This window comes from Streptomyces blastmyceticus (assembly GCF_039521185.1).
Lineage (GTDB): Bacteria > Actinomycetota > Actinomycetes > Streptomycetales > Streptomycetaceae > Streptomyces > Streptomyces blastmyceticus.
The window spans coordinates 20,356-42,154 of the sequence record NZ_BAAABW010000043.1; the positions used below are offsets into that span (position 1 = coordinate 20,356).

Sequence of the window (21,799 nt, forward strand, 5' to 3'; positions counted from 1 at the left end):
GGCTGGGGGCGCGCGGCCCTGGTCCGCCGTCTCCGATCCTCCCACGTCCCGGGCCCTTCCCCGGCCGCAGGTCCGGGTTGTGGACGGACCTGATCAGGTCGTGGTCAGCGGGCGCGGGCCGCGAGGGCGCTCTCGCCCGCCGCGCGCATAGCCGCCAGGGGGCCCGGCGTACGGCCGGTCATCTGCTCGACCTGGAGCACCGCCTGGTGCACCAGGAGGTCCAGGCCGCTGAGGACGGCACCGCCGCGCGCCGTCCAGGCGGCGGCCAGCGGGGTCGGCCACGGTTCGTAGAGCACGTCGAAGAGCGTGCCGGGGCGGTCCGGGACCGCGGCGGCGAGGGCGTCCGTGGCACCGGCCGGGGTGGTGGCGACGACCAGGGGCGCGGCGAACGCCTCGGCCACCCGGGACCAGTCGGCGGTGGTGACGGCCACGCCGAGCCGCTCGCCCCACTGGCGCATCTCGGCGGCCCGCTCCTCGCTGCGCACATAGGCGGTGACCTCGCCGGTGCAGATCCGGGCGAGGGCGGCGAGGGCGGAGGAGGCGGTGGCCCCGGCGCCGAGGACGGCGGCGGAGCCGACCTTCTCGACGCCGCGCTCGCGCAGGGCGGCCCCGATGCCCGGGATGTCGGTGTTGTCGCCGAGGCGGCGGCCGTCCTCGGTGAAGATGACGGTGTTGACGGCCTCGACGGAGGCGGCGGTGTCGCTCACCTCGTCGAGCAGCGGGATCACCGCGCGCTTGAGCGGCATCGTGAGCGAGAACCCCGCCCAGGTGCCGTCGAGCCCCGCGAAGAAGCCGGGCAGCCCGGCCTCGTCGATCTCGAAGCGGTCGTACGTCCACTCCCCCAGGCCCAGCTCCGCGTAGGCGGCGCGGTGCAGGACCGGGGAGAGGGAGTGACCGATCGGCGATCCGAGCACGGCGGCCCTGCGGCGCCCGGGGTCGGGGCTCATCCCTGCTTCTTCCTCTGGTTCTCGTTGAACTCCTGGACGAGCTTGTCGTGCTCGGCCAGCGTGCTCGCGAACTTCGTCGTCTTGCCGTCGACGGAGACGAAGTAGTACCAGTCGCCCGGCTCGGGGTCCATCGCGGCCTTCAGCGCCTCTTCGCCGGGGTTGCCGATGGGACCGGGCGGCAGGCCCTTGGAGTGGTACGTGTTGTACGGATCGTCGTACGACCGGAGCTGCTTGGGGTCGAGGTCGAGCTTGCTCTGGTTCTTGATGTAGTTGTACGTCGAGTCGAACTCGAGCTTGCCGTTGGTCTGGGTGTTGGTCGGCTTGAGCCGGTTGTAGATCACCCGGGACATCTTGCGGAAGTCGTCGTGGGTCATGCCCTCGGCGTTGACCAGGCTCGCCACGGTGATCAGCTGGAGCGGGGACTTCAGGCCGAGTTCCCTGGCCTTGCCCTCCAGGTCGACCTTGGCGTAGTTCTCCTTGGCCCGCGCGACCATCTGCTTGAGGATCTCCTCGGGCTTGGTGCCCTTGCTCGCGTTGTACTGCGAGGGGTAGAGGAAGCCCTCCAGCGGGTCCTTGATCTTGGGGTCGCTGTTGGCCCAGTCGGGCAGCCCGAGGTTCTTCGCCTGGTTCTTGGCGACGTCCTTGGTGGTGCCCTGCGCGAGGCCGAGCTTGGTGTCGATCGCGGCGTAGACCGAGACGGCCCGGCGGCCCTCGCCGATGGTGAGGAAGTTGGAGGTGTTGGTCATCATCGACACGGCCGCCGCACCGGACATCTCCTGGTGCAGGGTGTACGTGCCGGGCTGGATGGCCTTGCCCTTGGGGTCCTTGCCCGCGGCCTCGGTGAAGGCGCCCGCGCTCTTGACGACGCCCGCCTTCTGGAGGATCTCGCCCATCTGGCCGATGCCCGCGCCCTTGGGGATCTCGACCTGGACCTGCCCGGTGCCCTCGCCGTCGTAGTCGGGCGCGGCGCCGAAGTGGGTCTGCCAGTAGTCGTAGGCGAGGTAGCCGCCACCGCCCACGACGCCGACGAGCACCACGGCGACCAGCAGACAGGCGGTGCCGCTGCGGCGCTTGTTCTTCTTGGTCTTCTTGCCGCGCCGGTCACGGCCGCGCGGGCGCTCCTCGGCCGGCTCGTCCTCCTCCGCCTCCGTCCGGACGGGCCCGGGGAGGTCGTCGAAGAGCGAGAGCTTCTCCTCGTCGGGCTCCGAGCGCCACTGCGCGTGCTGCTCGAACGTCGGCGCCGGCTGCTGCTGGGTGTCGTGCTGCTGGGCCTGCTGCGGCACCTGCTGCTGGGTCGCGTGCTGCCCCTGCGGCCCGCGCTGGTGCTGGGGCTGCGGCGGCGGGTAGGCGTCCTGCGTGCCGTAGTAGTCCGGGGGGGCGCCGGTGTACGGGTCGACGGGCTGCTGACCGTAGTGGTCCCCGGCGCCGGTGCCGTAGGGACCCCCCGCGCCCTGCGAGGGGTCCCAGCCGTACTGCTGCTGACCGTACTGGGGCTGTGACGGCTGCTGGGGGTGCTGATGCTGCGGATGCTGCTGCTGACCGTCGTATCCCTGGTCCCCGTACAGAGGGTCCTCGGGATGCCACGGTTGGGACCCGGGGCCCCGGCCATACTCAGTCATCAATCCCCTAGTGCCGCACAGCGGCAGCCGGTCGGCACTCCGCGGAGTGCGGGCTTCGAATCGTCCGGTCCTGTACGGGAGACGTCCGAACGGCTGCCATGTCAGCGCGGAACGTTACCGTACTGCGATCAGATGACCACGTCGACGGCCTCGCCGGGAGGCCGGCCGGAGACCTTCTCGATCTCCAGCGCGTTCTGCAGGATGACCACGGCGGCGGCCTGGTCGACGACCGAGCGCCCCTTTCTGGTGTTGACCCCGGAGGCGCGCAGTCCCTGCGCGGCTGTGACGGTCGTCATGCGCTCGTCGACCAGCCGCACCGGCACGGGCGCCACCCGCCGGGCCATCTCCTTGGCGAAGGTCCGCACCTTGGCCGCGGCCGGCCCCTCTCCCCCCTTGAGGGAGCGGGGCAGGCCGACGACGACCTCGATCGGTTCGTACTCCGCGACGATCGCCACCAGCCGCTTGTGGGCCTGCGGGATGTCGCGCCCCGGAACGGTCTCGACCGGGGTGGCGAGGATCCCGTCGGGGTCGCACGAGGCGACCCCGATCCGGGCGTCGCCCACGTCGACGGCGATGCGCCTGCCACGTCGCACGGCGATCAGGCCGCTTCGGCGACGAGGCGCTCGACGGCGGCGACGGCCTCGTCGACGGCGTCGGGGTTCTGGCCGCCGCCCTGGGCGACGTCCGGCTTGCCGCCGCCTCCGCCGCCGAGGGTCTTGGCGGCCGTGCGCACCAGGTCGCCGGCCTTGAGCCCGCGCTCACGGGCGGCCTCGTTGGTGGCGATCACGGTCAGCGGACGGCCGTTCACCACGGTGAACAGCGCGACGACGGCGGCCCGGCCGCCCTGGATCCGGCCGCGGACGTCGAGGACGAGCTTGCGCAGGTCGTCGGCGCCGGTGCCGTCCGGCACCCGGCCGATGGCCAGGGCCACGCCGTGGATGTCCTTGGCGCCCTCGGCGAGACCGGCGGCGGCCTGGAGCACCTTCTCGGCGCGGAAGCGCTCGATCTCCTTCTCGGCGTCCTTGAGCTTGGCGAGCATCCCGGAGATCTTCTCCGGCAGCTCCTCCGGGCGGCCCTTGACCAGCTCCTGGAGCTGGGCGACGACCGTGTGCTCCTTGGCGAGGAAGCTGTAGGCGTCCACGCCCACCAGGGCCTCGACACGGCGCACGCCGGAGCCGATGGAGGACTCGCCGAGCAGCTTCACCAGGCCCAGCTGGGCGGTGTTGGCGACGTGCGTACCGCCGCACAGCTCCTTGGAGAAGTCGCCGATGGTCACGACGCGCACCCGCTCGCCGTACTTCTCGCCGAACTCGGCGATGGCGCCCTGCTTCTTGGCCTCGTCGATGCTCATGACCTCGGCCTGGACGTCGAGTTCACGGGAGAGGACCTCGTTGATCCGCTGCTCGACGTCCGTGAGGACGCTGCCGGGCACGGCGGCCGGGGAGCCGAAGTCGAAGCGGAAGCGGCCGGGCGAGTTCTCCGAGCCGGCCTGGGCGGCCGTCGGGCCCAGGGCGTCGCGCAGCGCCTGGTGGGTGAGGTGGGTGGCGCTGTGGGCACGGGCGATGGCCCGACGGCGCGTCACATCGATGGAGGCGTAGGCGGACGCGCCCACGGTGACCTCGCCGACCTGGACGACGCCCTTGTGGACGTTGACGCCCGGGACGGGCTTCTGCACGTCGCGGACCTCGATGACGGCACCGCTGTCGAGGCGGATGCGGCCCTGGTCGGCGAGCTGGCCGCCGCCCTCGGCGTAGAAGGGGGTGCGGTCGAGGACGACCTCGACCTCGTCGCCCTCGGTGGCGGCGGGCGAGGGCACGCCGTCGACGAGCAGGCCGAGGACCGTGGCCTCGTTCTCGGTGCGGGTGTAGCCCGTGAAGTCGGTCTCGCCGGCGGTGTCGGCCAGCGCGCGGTAGGCCGACAGGTCGGCGTGGCCGGTCTTCTTGGCCCTGGCGTCGGCCTTGGCCCGCTCCCGCTGCTCCTTCATCAGGCGGCGGAAGCCGTCCTGATCCACCGTCAGGCCCTGCTCGGCGGCCATCTCCAGGGTGAGGTCGATCGGGAAGCCCCAGGTGTCGTGGAGCAGGAACGCCTTCTCACCGGGGAGCACCGTGCCACCGGAGGTCTTGGTCTCGGTGACGGCGGTGTCGAGGATGTTGGTGCCGGTCTTGAGGGTCTTGAGGAAGGCGGCCTCCTCGGCGAGGGCGACCGTCTCGATGCGCTTACGGTCGGTGAGCAGCTCCGGGTACTGCTCGCCCATCGTCGTCAGGACGGTGTCGACGAGCTCGCCGACGACCGGCTCGGTGGCGCCCAACAGGCGCATGTTGCGGATGGCGCGGCGCATGATGCGGCGCAGCACATAGCCGCGGCCCTCGTTGCCGGGGGTGACGCCGTCGCCGATGAGCATCACGGAGGTGCGGATGTGGTCGGCGACCACGCGCAGGGCCACGTCGGTGTCGTGGGCGGCGCCGTAGGCCACGCCGGTGAGGGCGGTGGCCTTGTCCATGACGACGCGCAGGGTGTCGGTCTCGTACATGTTCTGTACGCCCTGCAGGATCATGGCGAGGCGCTCGAGGCCGAGGCCCGTGTCGATGTTCTTCGACGGCAGGTCGCCGAGGATCGGGAAGTTCTCCTTGTCCTCGCCGGCGCCGCGCTCGTACTGCATGAAGACCAGGTTCCAGATCTCCACGTACCGCTCGTCGTTGACGGCCGGGCCGCCCTCGACGCCGAACTCGGGGCCGCGGTCGTAGTTGATCTCGGAGCACGGGCCGCAGGGGCCGGGGACGCCCATGGACCAGAAGTTGTCCTTCTTGCCCAGGCGCTGGATGCGCTCGGCGGGGACGCCCACCACGTCGCGCCAGATCCGCTCGGCCTCGTCGTCGTCGAGGTAGACGGTGATCCAGAGCTTCTCCGGCTCCAGGCCGTAGCCGCCGTCCGCCACGGAGCCGGTGAGCAGCTCCCAGGCCAGCTTGATGGCGCCTTCCTTGAAGTAGTCGCCGAAGGAGAAGTTGCCGCACATCTGGAAGAACGTGCCGTGGCGGGTGGTCTTGCCGACCTCTTCGATGTCCGGCGTGCGGACGCACTTCTGCACGCTGGTGGCGCGCGTGAAGGGGGGCTTGACCTCGCCGAGGAAGTACGGCTTGAAGGGGACCATGCCCGCGGGGACCAGGAGCAGCGTCGGGTCGTCCGCGATGAGCGACGCCGACGGCACGACGGTGTGCCCGCGCTCCTCGAAGAAGCGCAGCCAGCGGCGGCGGATTTCAGCCGACTCCATCAGTGGTCCTCTTTCCGGGTGAACGAGTGGTAGGTGTGCTGCTGTTCGAGTGCGACCAGCCGGCGCTGTTCGGGGAGCTCCCGGCGCTCGGGGTCGGGATCGGCCGTGAGGCCGAGTGCGTCCTTGAGGGCCGCCTCGCGGTGCGCCATGCCGTCGCGGACGTCGAGGGCGAAGAGCTTGACCCGGCGGCCCGCGACGACCGCGCGGTCCGCCGCCTGGAGAGCCAGGCTCTCCGGGGTGAGCCGGGCCAGCTTGCGGTTGACCTTGGTCGTGGCCCAGACACCGGCGGCTACACCGGTCGTGAACCAGAAGGTGCGGCGGAACATTCCTGGGGTCAACCCTTCCCACGGATTCGGCGGCTGCCGCGCCGGGCGGACGGCAGTTTCTGGCCGACGGTCTTGCCGACGAACACGGAGCGCTGCGGCGCCGCCTCCGCGGGCGCGGTCTTGCGGCCGATCGCGCGCCGCACGCCGTAGCCGAACGCCGCGACCTTGACCAGGGGCCCGCCGAAGGCGGAGGAGACGGTCGAGGAGAGCGCGGAGGCGTTCGCCGTGACCTCCTGGACGTCCGCGGCGATCGAGTCGACGCGGGCGAGCTGGGTGTTGGCGGAGCGCACGGTCGCGGAGGCGTCGGCGAGCAGCGGCACGGCCTGCTCGCAGACGTCGGCCACCAGCTTGGTGGCGGCCTTGAGCGTCTGCGCGAGCCGCACCAGGACCAGGGCCATGAACGACACGAGGATCGCCCAGAAGACGGCCACGAGGATCCCGGCCACCTCTCCACCGGACACGCTGCACCGCTCCCTGCTGGTCGTCGTTGCTCGACTGCCGCCTGCTGTCTCAGGACGTCTGCGGACGCCCCTTGACGTCCTGTACGACCTTATCGCGCCGGGCCTCGGCGCCCGTACCGGATTGTCGCGGCGTCCACCCTGCCGACCAGCCGGAGTTTACGGTGCGCACACTCATCAGTACTCTCTGTGTGCCATGCCACCTCTCTCCGGCTCTCCGCTCCCCGGCACCCCCTCCCCCGGCTCCCACGGTGCCGCCGCACCGGGCTGTCACCGGCCGGGGCCGCCGGGCAATCTGCCCGCCGAGCCCAGCCGTTTCATCGGCCGCGGTCGCGAACTGGACGCGCTCGCCGCGCAGGTGGAGCGGGCCCGGCTGGTGACGGTCACCGGGGTCGGTGGCGTCGGCAAGACCCGGCTCGCGCTCCGGCTCGCCACCGCTTTGCAGGATCGCTTCTGCGACGGGGCGTGGCTGGCCGGGCTCACCTCGCTCACCGACCCGGCCCTGCTGGACCACACGGTCGCCGAGGCCCTGGGGCTGACCGACCACACGGACCGGCCGCCGCGCGCGTCCCTGCTGGAGCAGCTCGCCGAGCGGCGGCTGCTGCTGGTCCTGGACGGGTGCGAGCAGTTGACGGAAGCGTGCGCGGCACTCGTCCACGCGCTGCTGCGGCGGGCGCCGGGGCTGCGGATCCTGGTGGCCTCCCGGCGGCCGCTGGGGATCGCGGGCGAACAGGTCTTCCCGCTGCCGCCGCTGTCGGACCCGGAGGCGGCCGAGCTCTTCGAGGACCGCGCCGGGTCGTGGCTCCGCGGCGGGGAGGAGGAGCGCACCGCCGCGGAGGAGCTGTGCCGCAGGCTGGACGGCATCCCGCTGGCCCTGGAGCTGGCGGCGGCGCGGCTGGGCCCGCTGTCGGTGGCACAGGTGCTGGAGCGGGTCGACGACCGGTTCCGGCTGCTGGCCGGGGGCGTGCGAAGCGCGCTGCCGCGCCATCAGACGCTGCGTACGGCCATCGGCTGGAGCCATGAGCTGTGCACGCCTGCCGAGCGGCTGCTGTGGGCGCGGCTGACGGTCTTCGCGGGCCTGTTCGACCTGGAGGCAGCGGAGTACGTCTGCTCGGGTCCCGAGCTGCCGGCCGAGGGGCTGCTCGACGTGCTCGCCGAGCTGGTGGCGCAGTCCGTGGTGGTGCGGGAGGACACCCCGCTGGGTCCGCGCTACCGGCTGCTGGACCCGGTGCGGATGTACGGGGCGGGCTGGCTGGACGCGCTGGCGGACGGCGAGCGGATGCGGCGCAGGCACCGCGACTGGTACATGGGCCTGGTCACCTGGTGCGAGCTGGACTGGTTCAGCCCCCGGCAGGCGGAGGTGGCGGCGCGGATCGAGGCGGAGCTGCCGAACCTGCGGATCGCCCTGGAGTACAGCCTGGAGGAGAAGGGCGAGGCCCACATCGGGCAGTACCTCGCGGCGACGCTGTGGTTCTACTGGGTCGGCTGCGGGCGGCTGGCGGAGGGGCGGCACTGGCTGGACCGCGCGCTGGAGGCCGAGGCGGACAACGAGGAGACCCGGCTGAAGACCCTGTGGGTGCTGGGTCATGTGGCGGTGCTCCAGGGCGACCCGGCCCGTGCGGTGGGGGCGCTGGCGGAGTGCCGGGAGACGGCCGAGCACAGCGGCCACGCCCGCGGCCTGGCCTATGCCGAGCACCGGGCGGGCGCGCTGGCCCTGGTCTCGGACGACCTGCCGCGCGCCGAGGAGCTGCTGCGGTCGGCGCTGGCGCGCTTTCAGGAGATCGGCGAGCTGAACAGCAATGTCCTGATGGGCCAGGTGGAGCTGGCGATGGCCGTCGCCTTCCAGGGCGATCCGGCGGGCGCGGTGCGGCTGTGCGAGGAGGTCCGGGACGTCTGCGCGGACCACGGCGAGCGCCGGTCGCTGGCGTACGCGCTGTACGTGCTGGGCTTCGCGGCGTGGAGCGGCGGGGACACCGCGGGCGCCCGGCCGCTGCTGGAGGAGTGCCTGGCCGTCGACCACGCCTTCCACGACCTGGTGGGCGCGGTGCTCGCGGTGGAGCTGCTGGCGCTGGTGACGCTGGACGAGGGCGGCGCGGAGGAGGCCGCGGTGCTCCAGGGCGCGGCGGGGCGGCTGTGGCGCTCGGTGGGGCTGCCGCTGTTCGGTTCGCGCCACTTCAACGCGCCGCACGCGCTGTGCGAGCGCCGACTGCGGGAGGTGCTGGGCACGCGGCGGTACGAGGAGTGCGTGCGCGAGGGGGCCCGGCTGGACCTGGACGCGGTGGTGGCGCGGTGCGGGCCCCGGGCGGAGCGGGTGCCGGTGCAGGGCACCCGGGCGGCCGCGCCGGCCGCGGGCGTACGGAGACCGGAAACGCGCGAGCCCGCCGGCTCACCGGCCGTGGAGGCCGGGGAGACGACGGGCTGAGCGAGGAGCTCGCAGGAGCCGCTACTTCCGCAGGATCAGCGGGCGTAGTACTCGACGACGAGCTGCTCGTCGCAGATCACGGGGATCTCCTTGCGGTTCGGCTCACGGTCCAGGCGGAAGGCCAGCGCCGGCAGGTTGACCTGCAGGTAGCGCGGGGTCTCGCCCTCGGTGTCGTAGCCACCGGCCATGGCGACCTGGAAGGGGTGCTTGGCGCGGCTGCGCTCGCGGACCATCACGACGTCGTCGGGACGGACGCGGAACGACGGCTTGTCGACCTTGCCACCGTTGACCTCGATGTGGCCGTGGACGACCATCTGGCGGGCCTGGTAGATGGTGCGGGCGATGCCCGAACGCAGGACCAGCGCGTCGAGGCGGCGCTCGAGCTCGACGACCAGGGCCTCGCCCGTCTTGCCCTCGGCCTTCTTGGCGCGGTCGTAGGCGCGGGCCATCTGGCGCTCGCTGATGTCGTACTGGGCGCGCAGACGCTGCTTCTCGAGCAGACGGACCTTGTAGTCCGAGTTCTGCTTGCGGCCACGGCCGTGCTCGCCCGGCGGGTAGGGGCGGGCCTCGAAGTACTTGACGGCCTTCGGCGTCAGCGCGATGCCGAGCGCACGAGACTTCTTGACCTTGGGACGCGACTGGTTAGGCACGTTCTCCAGACCTCCGTTGTAGGTTAGGTTAGGCTCACCTTACTCAAGGAGATCGCATGTCTCGTCCGGGGAACACCAGTCACATCACGGACAGCACGAAAGAGGCCGACGCAACTGATGGCGTCGACGCGACGGAGGTCCGATCAGATCGTGGTCAGCCGCGTCCCAGCGGACTTGAAATCGCACGGATGCCGTCAGCAGCCGAGCGCACACGAACTCTCGTACAGAGTACATGCTCCGCGGTACTGCTGATCCCCGGGCTGACGGGCGGGACCGGCGCGGGCACCGGGCTGCCCGCAGAACTGCTCGCGCCCGAGGCCCGCAGCGTGGGGCCCGACGGCGAGGTGTTCCTGGTCTTCCCCGCGGATTCACCGGCCGTACGCGCCGCCACGCACGCCCAGGACGACGAGCTGGCCGCCGTGCTGGAGATCACCGACGTCGCGCCGGTCTCCGTGCCCAACCGGATCCGGGGCCGCGCCTGGCTCTCCGGCTGGCTGACCTCGGTGCCCGGGGTGACCGAGCCCGGCCGGATGATGCTGCGGCTGGAGGTCGGCGAGAGCAGCGTCGACGACCTGTGGGGCGCCGAGAGCGTCGAACCGGACGACTTCGCCCGCGCCCACCCCGACCCCCTGGTCGAGCACGAGGCGGAGCTGCTCCAGCACCTGCACTCCTCGCACGGCGAGCAGGTGCGCGCGCTGAGCTCGCTCCTCGGCGAGCGGCGGCCGCGCTGCGCCCGTGACCGGGCCGTACCGCTGTCCCTGGGCCGCTACGGGCTGCGCGTGCGGTTCACCACCGCGCACGGCGAGGGCACGGCTGCCGACCGGTCCTTCGACGTGCGCTTCGAATTCCCCGAGCCGGTGCGGGACATCACCTCACTGCGGCAGGCGATGCACGCCCTCTTCGACGCCGCGGAGGAGTGAGCCGGCGCGGCCTTCAGGGGTGGGCCGGCGCTCAGCCCTCCGACTCGCCCCGCAGCCGCTTGCGGACCCGCTCGACCACATCCGCGTAGCGCGCCTCCGCGCCGTACCTCGTCGGTTCGTAGTAGCGCTTGCCGTGGATGGCGTCCGGTGCGTACTGCTGGGCGGCGATGCCGCCGGGCAGGTCGTGGGGGTAGAGATAGCCCTGCGCGTGGCCGAGCTTCTCGGCCCCCTTGTAGTGCCCGTCGCGCAGGTGCGGCGGCACGGGCCCGGCGAGGCCCGCCCGGACGTCCGCGAGGGCCGCGTCGATCGCGAGGTACGCCGCGTTGGACTTGGGCGCGAGCGCGAGCGCCACGGCCACCTGGCCGAGCACGATCCGGGCCTCCGGGAAGCCGATCAGCGCGACGGCCTGCGCACCGGCGACCGCCGTCTGGAGCGCGGTGGGGTCGGCCAGGCCGACGTCCTCGCTCGCGGAGATCATCAGCCGCCGGGCGATGAACCGCGGGTCCTCCCCCGCCTCGATCATCCGGGCCAGGTAGTGCAGGGTGGCGTCCACGTCGGAGCCGCGGATCGACTTGATCAGGGCGCTGGCGACGTCGTAGTGCTGGTCCCCGGCGCGGTCGTAGCGCACGGCCGCGCGGTCGACGGCCTCCTCCAGCGTCTCCAGGGTGATCTCGGCCTCGCCCTTGGCGATGGCCGAGCCCGCGCCCGCCTCCAGGGCCGTCAGCGCCCGCCGGGCGTCGCCTCCGGCGATCCGCAGCAGGTGCCCCTCGGCGTCCTCCGGCAGCGACACCGCGCCGCCCAGGCCGCGCTCGTCGGTGAGCGCGCGGCGCAGCAGCCCGCGCAGGTCGTCGTCGGTGAGGGCCTGGAGGGTCAGCAGCAGGGAGCGGGACAGCAGGGGCGAGATGATCGAGAAATACGGATTCTCCGTGGTGGCCGCGATCAGGGTGACCCAGCGGTTCTCGACGGCGGGCAGCAGGGAGTCCTGCTGGGCCTTGCTGAAGCGGTGGATCTCGTCGAGGAAGAGGACGGTCTCCTTGCCGTAACCGCCCGAGGCGCGGCGGGCGCCGTCGATGACGGCTCGCACCTCCTTCACCCCGGCGGTGATCGCGGACAGCTCCACGAAGCGCTTGTTGGTGGCCTGGCTGACGACATAGGCCAGGGTCGTCTTGCCGATGCCGGGCGGGCCCCAGAGGATCACCGAGGACGGCCCGGCCGGACCGCCGCTCCCCTCCCCCACGAGCCGGCGCAGCGGGGAACCCTGCTTGAGGAGATGCCCCTGGCCGACGACTTCGTCGAGGGTCCGCGGGCGCATCCGGACGGCCAGCGGACTGCTCGCCGGGTCTTTCTCCTGGCGGTCCTCGGCGGCTGCGGTGAAGAGGTCGGGTTCCACGCCGAAACCCTATGCCACACCACTGACAACGCCGCCGGACCCAGAGGTCCGACGGCGTTCGTTCAGGCGTGGAGGGCGGCGGTCAGGCGGTGCCGCCGGTCCAGAAGTCCCACCACTTGGTGAGGATCAGCATCCCGATGATGCCGATGTGCAGCACCGGCACCACCCAGTGGAACTCCAGGAACACGCGCTTGAGGCCCTGCGGTGCGGGGATGAAGCCGCTGCGGACGTTCTGCACGGTCACGTACCAGAACATGACGATCGTGCCGACCCAGGCGAGGCAGCACCACAGGCACAGCGACCCGATGACGTACAGCGACTCGTACTGCAGCCAGCTGACGAAGCCGACGCCGAAGAGGCAGCCGGCCTCCATGCCGAGCCAGTACCACCGCGGGAAGCGGGCACCGGAGAGCAGCGCCAGGCCGATCGCGATGATCGCGCCGTAGCAGGCCAGGCCGAGCATCGGGTTGGGGAACCCGAACGCCTCCGCCTGCTTGCTCTGCATGATGTTGCCGCAGGAGACGATCGGGTTGAGGCTGCACCCCGGGACGTAGTTCGGGTCCTTGAGCAGCTTGAACTTGTCGAGCGTGATGACCCAGGACGCCAGCAGGCCCATGGCACCGGTGACGACCAGCAGCAGCGCGAACGAGCGGCCGCCACCCACGGAGCCCGTGGCCGGGCCGTCCCGCTCCTCGCCGTCGGTGTCGGAGCGGTCGAGTGCCGAAGTGGTCATAGCGCCATTGATCCCATCAGTCGGTCCGTGCGGCCATTCTGCACCAGGGCCCTGACAATCAGCCCTGCCTGGTGAGGAGTTCGCCCACCACCGCGTCGAGGGCGACGGGTGTCTGCTCGCCGGTCTCCAGGTCCTTGAGCTGCACCATGCCCTCGGCGAGGTCCCGCTCACCCGCGACGAGCGCGAAGCGGGCGCCCGAGCGGTTGGCCGACTTCATGGCGTTCTTCAGGCCCTTGCCGCCGAACGCGAAGTCGGTGGCGACACCCGCGCGGCGCAGCTCGGTCACGAGGCCGAACAGCACCCGCCGGGCCTCGTCGCCCAGCGGCACGGCGAAGACCTGGGTGGCGGCGGGCAGGTCGAGCTCGATGCCCTCGGCCTTGAGCGCCAGCACCGTGCGGTCGACGCCGAGCGCCCAGCCGACGGACGGCAGCGCCGGTCCGCCGATCATCTCGGACAGGCCGTCGTAGCGGCCGCCGCCGCCCACCGCGGACTGCGAGCCGAGGCCGTCGTGGACGAACTCGAAGGTGGTGCGGGTGTAGTAGTCCAGGCCGCGGACCAGCTTCTCGTCGTCCTCGAAGGCGACGCCCGCCGCGGTCAGCAGCTCGCGCACCTGCTCGTGGTACTCCTTGCACGCCTCGCAGAGGTGGTCGCGGAGCATGGGGGCGCCGACGAGCTGCTTCTGCACGGCCTCGCGCTTGTCGTCGAGGACCCGGAGCGGGTTGATCTCGATGCGGCGCCGGGTGTCCTCGTCGAGGTCGAGGCCGCGCAGGAAGGACTGGAGCGCGTCGCGGTAGGCCGGGCGGCACTCCTTGTCGCCAAGGGAGTTGAGCAGCAGCCGGAAGTTGCTCAGGCCGAGCGACTTGTAGGCGTCGACGGCCAGGATGATCAGCTCGGCGTCGAGCGCCGGGTCCTCGGCGCCGATGGCCTCGGCGCCGACCTGCGAGAAGTGGCGGTAGCGGCCGGCCTGCGGGCGCTCGTAGCGGTAGTACGAGCCGGAGTACCAGAGCTTGACCGGGAGGTTGCCCGCCTTGTGCAGGTTGGCCTCCAGGGCCGCGCGCAGCACGGAGGCGGTGCCCTCGGGGCGCAGCGCGAGCTCGTCGCCGCCGCGCGTGGTGAGGGTGTACATCTCCTTGGTCACGATGTCGGTGGACTCGCCCACACCGCGGGAGAACAGCTCGACCTGCTCGAAGCCGGGGGTCTCGATATAGCCGTACCCGGAGCGCTTGAGCGGCGCGGAGATGGCCTCGCGCACCGCGAGGTAGACCGCGGAGTCGGGCGGGGTCAGGTCGTAGGTGCCCTTGGGGGCCTTGAACGTACTCACGGGAAAAATCGTCACATTCCTCGTCGCGGAGGGGCGGTGGCGCCGCCTCCGAGGCCGGGGCGCGCTTCCGCCAGGTCCCGCAGGTACGGGTTGGTGGCGCGCTCGCGGCCGATGCTGGTCTGGGGGCCGTGGCCGGACAGCACCACGGTCGAGTCGTCCAGGGGCAGGCACACGCGTGCCAGCGACCGGAGTATCTCGGCGTGGTCGCCGCCGGGCAGGTCGGTGCGTCCGATGGAGCCGGCGAACAGCAGGTCGCCCGAGAAGAACACCGACGGCACGTCGGAGCTCTCGGGCAGCCGGAAGGTCACCGACCCCTTGGTATGGCCGGGCGCGTGCGCGACGGAGAACTCCAGCCCGGCGAGGTCCAGCCGGGCGCCGTCGGTGAGCTCCTTGACGTCGTCCGGCTCCCCCACGGTCAGCTCGCCCATGAGGGGCTGCCCGATGGAGCGGCCGAGGGCCTTCTCCGGGTCGCTCATCATGTAGCGGTCCGAGGGGTGGATCCAGGCGGGGACGTCGTGGGCGCCGCACACCGGGACGACCGAGGCGACATGGTCGATGTGTCCATGGGTGAGGACGACGGCGACGGGCTTGAGCCGATGCTTCCTGAGCGCTTCCTCGACGCCCTGGGCGGCCTGGTGGCCCGGGTCGATGATCACGCACTCCTCGCCTGCGGCCGGGGCGACCAGATAGCAATTGGTGCCCCAGGCCCCGGCGGGGAACCCGGCGATAAGCACATTCGTCCTTAATGATCGACCAGCAGAATTCCAGCAGTGGACCGGCGGGGGCTCCCCGGCGGGGAACCCCGGCCGGTACAGAGCCTACCGGCGGCACTCCCGTCACAGCGAACCCGTATACGGTACGGGCACACCCCGCAACATCCGGATCCACCATGGACCAGACGGCACGAGGAGACGACCCGGTGGTCAGTAACGAGCAGCGGCGGCGGCAGCTCGCCCGGGAGAAGTTCCAGCGGCAGCAGGAGCGCCGCGAGGCGGCCCGCCGCAAGGCGCGCCGCCGGAACGCGGTGATCGCCGCGGGCCTGGCCGTGGTGCTCGCCGCGGGCGCGACCGCGTACGCCACGGGCGCGCTGTCCGGCGGCGGCAAGAAGGACACCACGGACGCGGCGGCGCCGGACAGCTCCACGCCGCCGAGCAAGGGCCCGGACCCGTGCGCCAAGGCGGCCCCCGGCTCCCCCTCCACCAAGTCGTGGAAGTCGGAGCCCGCGATGTCCGTCGACAAGTCGGCCTCGTACGCGATGGATCTGAAGACCACCTGCGGCGGCATCGACATCAAGCTCGACGCCGACAAGGCGCCGCACACCGTGAACTCGTTCAACTTCCTGGCCGGCGAGGGGTTCTACGACCACAGCTCGTGCCACCGGCTCACCAACGCCAACATCTACGTCCTGCAGTGCGGTGACCCCAAGGGCAACGGCACGGGCGGCTCCGGCTACACGATCCCGGACGAGAACCTCAAGGACCCGCGGATCAAGGACGGCATCTATCCGGCGGGCACGGTCGCGATGGCCAACACCGGCCAGCCGGACTCCGGCGGCAGCCAGTTCTTCCTCGTCTACCAGGACAGCAAGCTGGACCCGAAGTACACCCCGGTCGGCACCATCGGCGCCGACGGCATGAAGGTGCTCAAGAAGATCGCGGACGCCGGCGTGCAGGGCGGCGCCCCCGACGGCGCGCCCAACGCGACCGTCACGATCGACAAGGCGACCGTGGCCAAGTCCTGAGCCCCGCCGGGGTATTCCGCCACTCCCCGCGGCCGTCCCGCCGTACGACCGGGCCCTTCCGGGCCTGCGCACGGCGAAATTTCGGTCGCGCGGGATACGGACAGCCGGGCCACCGGTCGCCTATGTTGGCGTTGTGTAGGGTGCCTGATCCGACGGCTGCCCGCACCCAATCGATCAAGCCGTCGGACCGGTCAGGGCGCGGCCCTGCCGGAACAACTGTGGACGATGCCCGAGGGGCCGCGCACCGGCCCCGGCATCATGTGGAGGAGGCGCTGTGAGCAGCGACCCATGGGGCCGCGTCGATGAGACGGGGACTGTGTACGTGCGTACCGCCGACGGCGAGCAGGTCGTCGGCTCGTGGCAGGCGGGTTCCCCCGACGAGGCACTCGCCTACTTCGAGCGCAAGTACGAGGGCCTGGTCGTCGAGATCGGCCTCCTCGAGCGCCGGGTCAGGACCACCGACCTGTCGGCCAAGGACGCGACGACCGCGATCGACCACCTGCGGACGCAGGTCGACGAACACCACGTGGTCGGCGATCTGGACGCGCTGCGCGTCCGGCTCGACAAGCTCGTCGCGACGGTCGAGACGCGCCGCGAGGAGCGCAAGGCCGCCAAGGCGAAGCAGTCCGACGAGGCCCGCACGGCGAAGGAGGCGCTGGTCGCCGAGGCCGAGGAGCTGGCCGCGAGCGAGCAGTGGCGGTCGGCCGGCGAGCGGCTGCGCGCCCTGGTCGACACCTGGAAGGGCCTCCCGCGGCTGGACCGCAAGGCGGACGACGAGCTGTGGCACCGCTTCTCGCACGCCCGCTCGGCGTTCTCCAAGCGGCGCAAGGCGCACTTCGCGTCGCTGGACGCCCAGCGCGAGGAGGCCCGCAAGGCCAAGGAGAAGCTGGTCGCCGAGGCCGAGTCGCTCTCCGGGTCCGCCGACTGGGGCCCGACGGCCGCGCGTTACCGCGAGCTGATGGCGGACTGGAAGGCCGTCGGGCGCGCCCAGCGCGAGGCGGAGGACGAGCTGTGGGCCCGCTTCCGCGGCGCGCAGGACGTCTTCTTCCAGGCGCGCGGCGAGGTGTTCGCCGAGCGCGACGCCGAGCAGCAGGTCAACCTCACCCGCAAGGAGGAGCTGGTCGCCGAGGCGGAGAAGCTGCTGCCGGTGACGGACCTCAAGGCGGCGCGGGCGGCGTTCCGTTCGATCAACGAGCGCTGGGAGGCCGTGGGTCACGTGCCGCGGGACGCCCGGCCGAAGATCGAGGGCCGGATGCACACCGTCGAGCGCGCGCTCCAGGAGGCCGAGGAGAGCGAGTGGCGGCGCACCAACCCGGAGGCCCGGGCGCGCGCGGCCGGTCTGACCGGGCAGCTGCAGGCCGCGGTCGACAAGCTCCAGGAGCAGGCGGACAAGGCGCGTGCCGCGGGCAACGACGCCAAGGCCGACAAGCTCACCAAGGAGCTGGAGGGCCGCAAGGCGCTGCTGGACCAGGCCCTGAAGGGCCTGGAGGAGTTCGGCGGCTGAACGCGTAGCGCATGACGTAAGGGGCTCCGGCTATTGCCGGAGCCCCTTACTCATGTCCGCTTTCCCTTGTGTGTCGACTACGGCCTGCGGGCCGAGGTCACGCGGTAGACGTCGTAGACGCCCTCCACACCGCGCACCGCCTTGAGTACGTGACCGAGGTGCTTGGGGTCGCCCATCTCGAAGGTGAAGCGCGAGGTGGCCACCCGGTCGCGGGAGGTCTGCACGGCGGCGGAGAGGATGTTGACGTGCTGGTCGGACAGGACGCGGGTGACGTCCGACAGCAGCCGGGACCGGTCCAGCGCCTCCACCTGGATGGCGACGAGGAAGACCGACGACTGGGTCGGCGCCCACTCGACCTCGATGATCCGCTCGGGCTGCTGCGAGAGCGAGTCGACGTTGACGCAGTCGGCGCGGTGCACCGAGATGCCGTTGCCCCGCGTGACGAAGCCGATGATCGGGTCGCCCGGCACCGGCGTACAACAGCGGGCCAGCTTCACCCACACGTCGTCGACGCCCTTGACGACCACGCCGGGGTCCGCGCTGGAACGCCGCTTGGAGCGGCCGCGGATGGGCGCGGACTCCTCGATGTCCTCGGTGGCCGCGTCCTCGCCGCCGAGGGCCTGGACGAGCTTCTGCACGACGCCCTGCGCCGCGACATGGCCCTCGCCGATGGCGGCGTAGAGGGAGGAGATGTCGGGGTAGCGCATCTCGTGCGCGAGGGTGACCAGCGAGTCGCCGGTGAGGATCCGCTGGATCGGCAGGTTCTGCTTGCGCATGGCGCGCGCGATGGCGTCCTTGCCCTGCTCGATGGCCTCGTCGCGGCGCTCCTTGGAGAACCAGGCGCGGATCTTGTTGCGGGCGCGCGGTGACTTGACGAAGCCGAGCCAGTCGCGGGACGGGGCGGCGCCGGGCGCCTTGGAGGTGAAGACCTCGACCAGGTCGCCGTTGTCCAGGGTCGATTCGAGCGGGACGAGGCGGCCGTTGACCCGGGCGCCTATGGTGCGGTGGCCGACCTCGGTGTGGACGGCGTAGGCGAAGTCGACCGGGGTGGCCCCGGCCGGGAGCGCTATGACATCGCCCTTGGGCGTGAAGACGAAGACCTCGTTGCGCGAGAGGTCGAAGCGCAGGGACTCCAGGAACTCGCCCGGGTCCTCGGTCTCCTTCTGCCAGTCCAGGAGCTGCCGCAGCCAGGCCATGTCATTGACGGTGTCCTGGTTCTTCCCGGCGTTCTTGGGGACGTCGGTGCGGACCTTGGAGGCCCCGGCGACGGCCTCCTGCTTGTACTTCCAGTGCGCGGCGATGCCGTACTCCGCGCGGCGGTGCATGTCGAAGGTGCGGATCTGCAGCTCCACGGGCTTGCCGCTGGGGCCTATGACCGTCGTGTGCAGCGACTGGTACATGTTGAACTTCGGCATCGCGATGTAGTCCTTGAACCGCCCCGGGACCGGGTTCCACCGGGCGTGGACGGTGCCGAGCGCCGCGTAGCAGTCGCGGACGGTGTCGACGAGGACGCGGATGCCCACCAGGTCGTAGATCTCGGCGAAGTCACGGCCCCGCACGATCATCTTCTGGTAGACGCTGTAGTAGTGCTTGGGGCGGCCGGTGACGGTGGCCTTGATCCGGGCGGCGCGCAGGTCGGCCTGGACCTCGTCGGTGACGATGGCCAGGTATTCGTCCCGCTTGGGGGCGCGCTCGGCGACGAGGCGGACGATCTCGTCGTACATCTTGGGGTAGAGGATCGCGAAGGCGAGGTCCTCCAGCTCCCACTTGATGGTGTTCATGCCCAGCCGGTGCGCCAGCGGGGCGTAGATCTCCAGCGTCTCGCGGGCCTTCTTCTCCTGCTTCTCCCGCTTGAGGTAGCGCATGGTGCGCATGTTGTGCAGGCGGTCGGCGAGCTTGATGACCAGGACGCGCGGGTCCTTGGCCATGGCGACGACCATCTTGCGCACGGTCTCGGCCTGCGCCGCCTCGCCGAACTTGACCCGGTCGAGCTTGGTGACTCCGTCGACCAGCAGGGCGACCTGGTCGCCGAAGTCACGGCGCAGGGTGTCCAGGCCGTACTCGGTGTCCTCGACGGTGTCGTGCAGCAGGCCCGCCATCAGCGTGGCCGGGTCCATGCCCAGCTCGGCGAGGATCGTGGTCACCGCGAGGGGGTGGGTGATGTACGGATCGCCGCTCTTGCGCTTCTGCCCGCGGTGCCAGCGCTCGGCGACCTGATAGGCGCGCTCGATCTGCCGCAGGGTGGCGGTGTCGGCCTTGGGGTCGTTCCCGCGGACGACGCGCAGCAGCGGTTCGAGCACCGGGTTGTACGGGCTGGAGCGCTGGACGCCCAGGCGGGCGAGGCGGGCCCGGACCCGGCTGGAGGAGCCGGAGCGCGGGGCGGGTCCCTGCGGGACGGTGGGCCGGACGGGTGAGGCGCCCGCGGGCACGACGGCCGCCTTGTCGGCGGCGGGCGCCGGGGCCGGCTGCGCGTCGGCCGCGGCCTCGGGACCGTCGGAACCCTTGGGGGCCTCGGGAGCCGTGCGGGCCTCGGGCTCAGGCGCGCTGTCGGGGCGGCCCTGGGGCGTGCCCGTGGCCGCCGCGGCCTCGGGAGACGGCTTGTCCGGCTGTGCGGCGGTGAGCGGCTGGGCCTCGTCTGGCAAGAGCACTCCTCATGCGGGTCCGGCCCCCCGTTCAGGTCCGGACTGCCATGGTATCGAGCCGGGCGGCGTGGCCGCCGCGCGGCCGGGTGGTGCCGGGCACGAACGCGGGGCGGGCACCGGATCCTCCCGGTGCCCGCCCCGCGTCGTCGTCGATCGCGCCGTTGTCGTCCCTTACGGGTCAGAGCGTGATCAGTGCCTCCAGCGGCGCGTCGCCGAGGCCCTCGGCCAGTCGTCGCCGGCCGTCGAGGAAGCCGAGCTCCATCAGCACGGCGACGCCCGCGACCTCGGCGCCGGCCCGGCGGATCAGCTGGAGCGCCGCCTCCGCGGTGCCGCCGGTGGCGAGCACGTCGTCGATGACCAGCACCCGGTCCCCCGGGCCCACGGCGTCGGCGTGCATCTCGATCTCGGCGGTGCCGTACTCCAGCTCGTAGGACTGGGCGAGGCAGGCGCCGGGGAGCTTGCCCGCCTTGCGCACGGGGATGAAGCCGATCCCGGCGCGGACGGCGGCCGGGGCGCCCAGGATGAACCCGCGGGCTTCCAGGCCGACGACCTTGGTCGCGCCGAGGCGCTCGCACAGCTCGGCGAAGGTGTCGGTGAGCAGGCCGAACGCCTTGGCGTCCGCGAGCAGCGGGGTGATGTCCTTGAACATCACGCCCGGCTTCGGGTAGTCCGGCACATCGTGGATGTGCGCGAGCAGCGTCTCACGCAGCTTCTCGTCGGTCATGCCGACCTCCACGGCGCTCATCGGCGCTTCCCCGAGGGACGGCCGCGGCCGCCGCGGTTGCGGGGCGTCGCCTGGCGGACGATGCCCGCCGGGGAGGCGTCCTCCGGCTCCTCGCCGTAGGACTCCTCGTCCTGCGGCTCGCCCTCGCCGGACTCGGCCTTGGCGGTCGCGGCGGCGCGCTTGGCCGCCACCCGCTTGGCCAGGGCCCGCATCTGCGGGTCGCGCTCCTTGAGGTCGGCGACCAGCGGGGTCGCGATGAAGATCGAGGAGTACGCACCGGCCGCGAGGCCGACGAAGAGGGCGAGGGAGATGTCGTTGAGCATGCCCGCGCCCAGGAAGCCGCCGCCGATGAAGAGCAGGCCGGCGACCGGCAGCAGCGCCACGACGGTGGTGTTGATGGAGCGCACCAGGGTGCCGTTGAGGCTGCGGTTGGCGATCTCGCTGTAGGTCCAGCGGGTCTGCTTGGTGATGTCCTTCGAGCTCTCCTTCAGACCGTCGAAGACGACGACGGTGTCGTAGAGGGAGTAACCGAGGATGGTCAGCAGACCGATCACCGTGCCCGGGGTGACCTCGAAGCCCACCAGGGCGTAGACGCCGACGGTGATGGTGAGGTCGTGGATCAGGGCGATGAGGGCGGCGATCGCCATGCGCCATTCGAAGGCGATCGCCAGGTAGATCACCACGAGGATCATGAAGACCGCCAGGCCCGTCCAGGCCTTGTTGGCGATCTGGTCACCCCAGCTGGGGCCGACGATATCGGCGTTGATCTTGTTCAGCGGGACGTCGAGCTTCTTGGCCAGCGCCGCCTGGGTCGTCCGCGACTGCTCGGTGGTCAGCTCGCTGACCTGGACGCGCAGCGTGTTGTTGCCGAGCTTCTGGACGATGGCGGGGTGACCCGAGGTGTCCTCGGCCGTCCGCTTGGCCTGCTCGGCCGAGACGGAGGTCGTGGGCGTGGTGAAGACCGCGCCGCCGGAGAACTCGATGCCCATGTTCAGGCCGCGCACGGCCAGGCCGACGATGGCCGTGATCGTGATGAGGATCGAGATGCCGTACCAGATCTTCCGCTTGCCGACGAAGTCGTAGCCGACCTCACCGCGGTAGAGCCGGGCGCCGAGGTTGCCGAGCTTGGACATC

General features: G+C 71.6%; 18 protein-coding genes. 4 read left to right on the forward strand and 14 right to left on the reverse strand.

From position 1 onward, the window contains the following. Positions 1–104 precede the first annotated feature (104 nt). The 6 genes from ABD269_RS34450 to ABD269_RS34475 all read right to left on the reverse strand — a co-directional run bounded on the left by ABD269_RS34450 (position 105) and on the right by ABD269_RS34475 (position 6,621). Positions 105–947: a shikimate dehydrogenase gene (locus tag ABD269_RS34450; RefSeq protein ID WP_344124481.1), complete on the reverse strand. Its 843-nt coding sequence runs from the start codon at positions 945–947 to the stop codon at positions 105–107. Continuing rightward, on the reverse strand, positions 944–2,566 hold the full coding sequence (gene mltG / locus ABD269_RS34455) for an endolytic transglycosylase MltG (protein WP_344124483.1): 1,623 nt from the start codon (positions 2,564–2,566) through the stop codon (positions 944–946). Before mltG ends, ABD269_RS34450 begins: the two co-directional genes overlap by 4 nt. A 128-nt stretch (positions 2,567–2,694) precedes the next feature. Further along, the gene (gene ruvX / locus ABD269_RS34460; RefSeq protein WP_301888993.1) at positions 2,695–3,159 is read right to left on the reverse strand and encodes a Holliday junction resolvase RuvX; all 465 of its coding nucleotides are present in this window, start codon (positions 3,157–3,159) and stop codon (positions 2,695–2,697) included. 5 nt (positions 3,160–3,164) lie between these two features. Beyond that, positions 3,165–5,834: an alanine--tRNA ligase gene (alaS, locus tag ABD269_RS34465; protein WP_116210736.1), complete on the reverse strand. Its 2,670-nt coding sequence runs from the start codon at positions 5,832–5,834 to the stop codon at positions 3,165–3,167. Continuing rightward, positions 5,834–6,160: a DUF6167 family protein gene (locus ABD269_RS34470; RefSeq protein ID WP_301888989.1), complete on the reverse strand. Its 327-nt coding sequence runs from the start codon at positions 6,158–6,160 to the stop codon at positions 5,834–5,836. The genes alaS and ABD269_RS34470 overlap by 1 nt, the downstream gene beginning before the upstream one ends. A gap of 8 nt (positions 6,161–6,168) precedes the next feature. After that, a complete protein-coding gene (locus ABD269_RS34475; protein WP_301888987.1) occupies positions 6,169–6,621 on the reverse strand; it encodes a DUF948 domain-containing protein in 453 nt (150 codons plus the stop codon). Positions 6,622–6,814: 193 nt separating this feature from the next. Here ABD269_RS34475 and ABD269_RS34480 point away from each other — a divergent pair, with 193 nt between their 5' ends. After that, positions 6,815–9,040 (forward strand): ATP-binding protein, encoded by a 2,226-nt coding sequence (locus ABD269_RS34480; RefSeq protein ID WP_344124490.1) that lies wholly within the window; start codon positions 6,815–6,817, stop codon positions 9,038–9,040. A gap of 35 nt (positions 9,041–9,075) precedes the next feature. On the opposite strand, the gene rpsD is transcribed toward ABD269_RS34480, so the two are convergent. Further along, entirely contained in the window at positions 9,076–9,690 is a 615-nt protein-coding gene (gene rpsD / locus ABD269_RS34485; RefSeq protein ID WP_116210738.1) for a 30S ribosomal protein S4, read from the reverse strand. Between the two features lie 188 nt (positions 9,691–9,878). Between rpsD and ABD269_RS34490 the strand changes: the two genes are divergently transcribed. Continuing rightward, on the forward strand, positions 9,879–10,610 hold the full coding sequence (locus tag ABD269_RS34490; RefSeq protein WP_344124493.1) for a DUF2470 domain-containing protein: 732 nt from the start codon (positions 9,879–9,881) through the stop codon (positions 10,608–10,610). 31 nt (positions 10,611–10,641) lie between these two features. Here ABD269_RS34490 and ABD269_RS34495 read toward each other — a convergent pair whose 3' ends face one another. From ABD269_RS34495 to ABD269_RS34510, 4 genes are all read right to left on the reverse strand, one after another. Then, the gene (locus tag ABD269_RS34495; RefSeq protein WP_344124495.1) at positions 10,642–12,000 is read right to left on the reverse strand and encodes a replication-associated recombination protein A; all 1,359 of its coding nucleotides are present in this window, start codon (positions 11,998–12,000) and stop codon (positions 10,642–10,644) included. A gap of 82 nt (positions 12,001–12,082) precedes the next feature. Next, positions 12,083–12,733 carry a vitamin K epoxide reductase family protein gene (locus tag ABD269_RS34500; RefSeq protein ID WP_344124497.1) on the reverse strand — a complete coding sequence of 217 codons (651 nt, stop codon included), beginning with the start codon at positions 12,731–12,733 and terminating at the stop codon, positions 12,083–12,085. A 58-nt stretch (positions 12,734–12,791) separates the two neighbouring features. After that, complete coding sequence (gene hisS, locus ABD269_RS34505) at positions 12,792–14,054, reverse strand: histidine--tRNA ligase (RefSeq protein WP_301888976.1); 1,263 nt, start codon at positions 14,052–14,054, stop codon at positions 12,792–12,794. Between the two features lie 11 nt (positions 14,055–14,065). Beyond that, positions 14,066–14,788, reverse strand: a complete 723-nt coding sequence (locus ABD269_RS34510; protein ID WP_301888973.1) for an MBL fold metallo-hydrolase — start codon at positions 14,786–14,788, stop codon at positions 14,066–14,068. A 185-nt stretch (positions 14,789–14,973) separates the two neighbouring features. Here ABD269_RS34510 and ABD269_RS34515 point away from each other — a divergent pair, with 185 nt between their 5' ends. Beyond that, positions 14,974–15,795: a peptidylprolyl isomerase gene (locus ABD269_RS34515; RefSeq protein ID WP_344124558.1), complete on the forward strand. Its 822-nt coding sequence runs from the start codon at positions 14,974–14,976 to the stop codon at positions 15,793–15,795. Positions 15,796–16,069: 274 nt separating this feature from the next. After that, positions 16,070–17,299, forward strand: coding sequence for a DUF349 domain-containing protein (locus ABD269_RS34520; protein ID WP_344124502.1), 1,230 nt, complete (start codon positions 16,070–16,072; stop codon positions 17,297–17,299). 77 nt (positions 17,300–17,376) lie between these two features. On the opposite strand, the gene ABD269_RS34525 is transcribed toward ABD269_RS34520, so the two are convergent. The 3 genes from ABD269_RS34525 to secF all read right to left on the reverse strand — a co-directional run bounded on the left by ABD269_RS34525 (position 17,377) and on the right by secF (position 21,798). After that, positions 17,377–19,941, reverse strand: a complete 2,565-nt coding sequence (locus ABD269_RS34525; protein WP_344124504.1) for a RelA/SpoT family protein — start codon at positions 19,939–19,941, stop codon at positions 17,377–17,379. 178 nt (positions 19,942–20,119) lie between these two features. Further along, on the reverse strand, positions 20,120–20,686 hold the full coding sequence (locus tag ABD269_RS34530; protein WP_301888966.1) for an adenine phosphoribosyltransferase: 567 nt from the start codon (positions 20,684–20,686) through the stop codon (positions 20,120–20,122). Next, positions 20,683–21,798, reverse strand: a complete 1,116-nt coding sequence (gene secF, locus ABD269_RS34535) for a protein translocase subunit SecF (RefSeq protein WP_301888963.1) — start codon at positions 21,796–21,798, stop codon at positions 20,683–20,685. Before secF ends, ABD269_RS34530 begins: the two co-directional genes overlap by 4 nt. Position 21,799 lies beyond the last annotated feature (1 nt).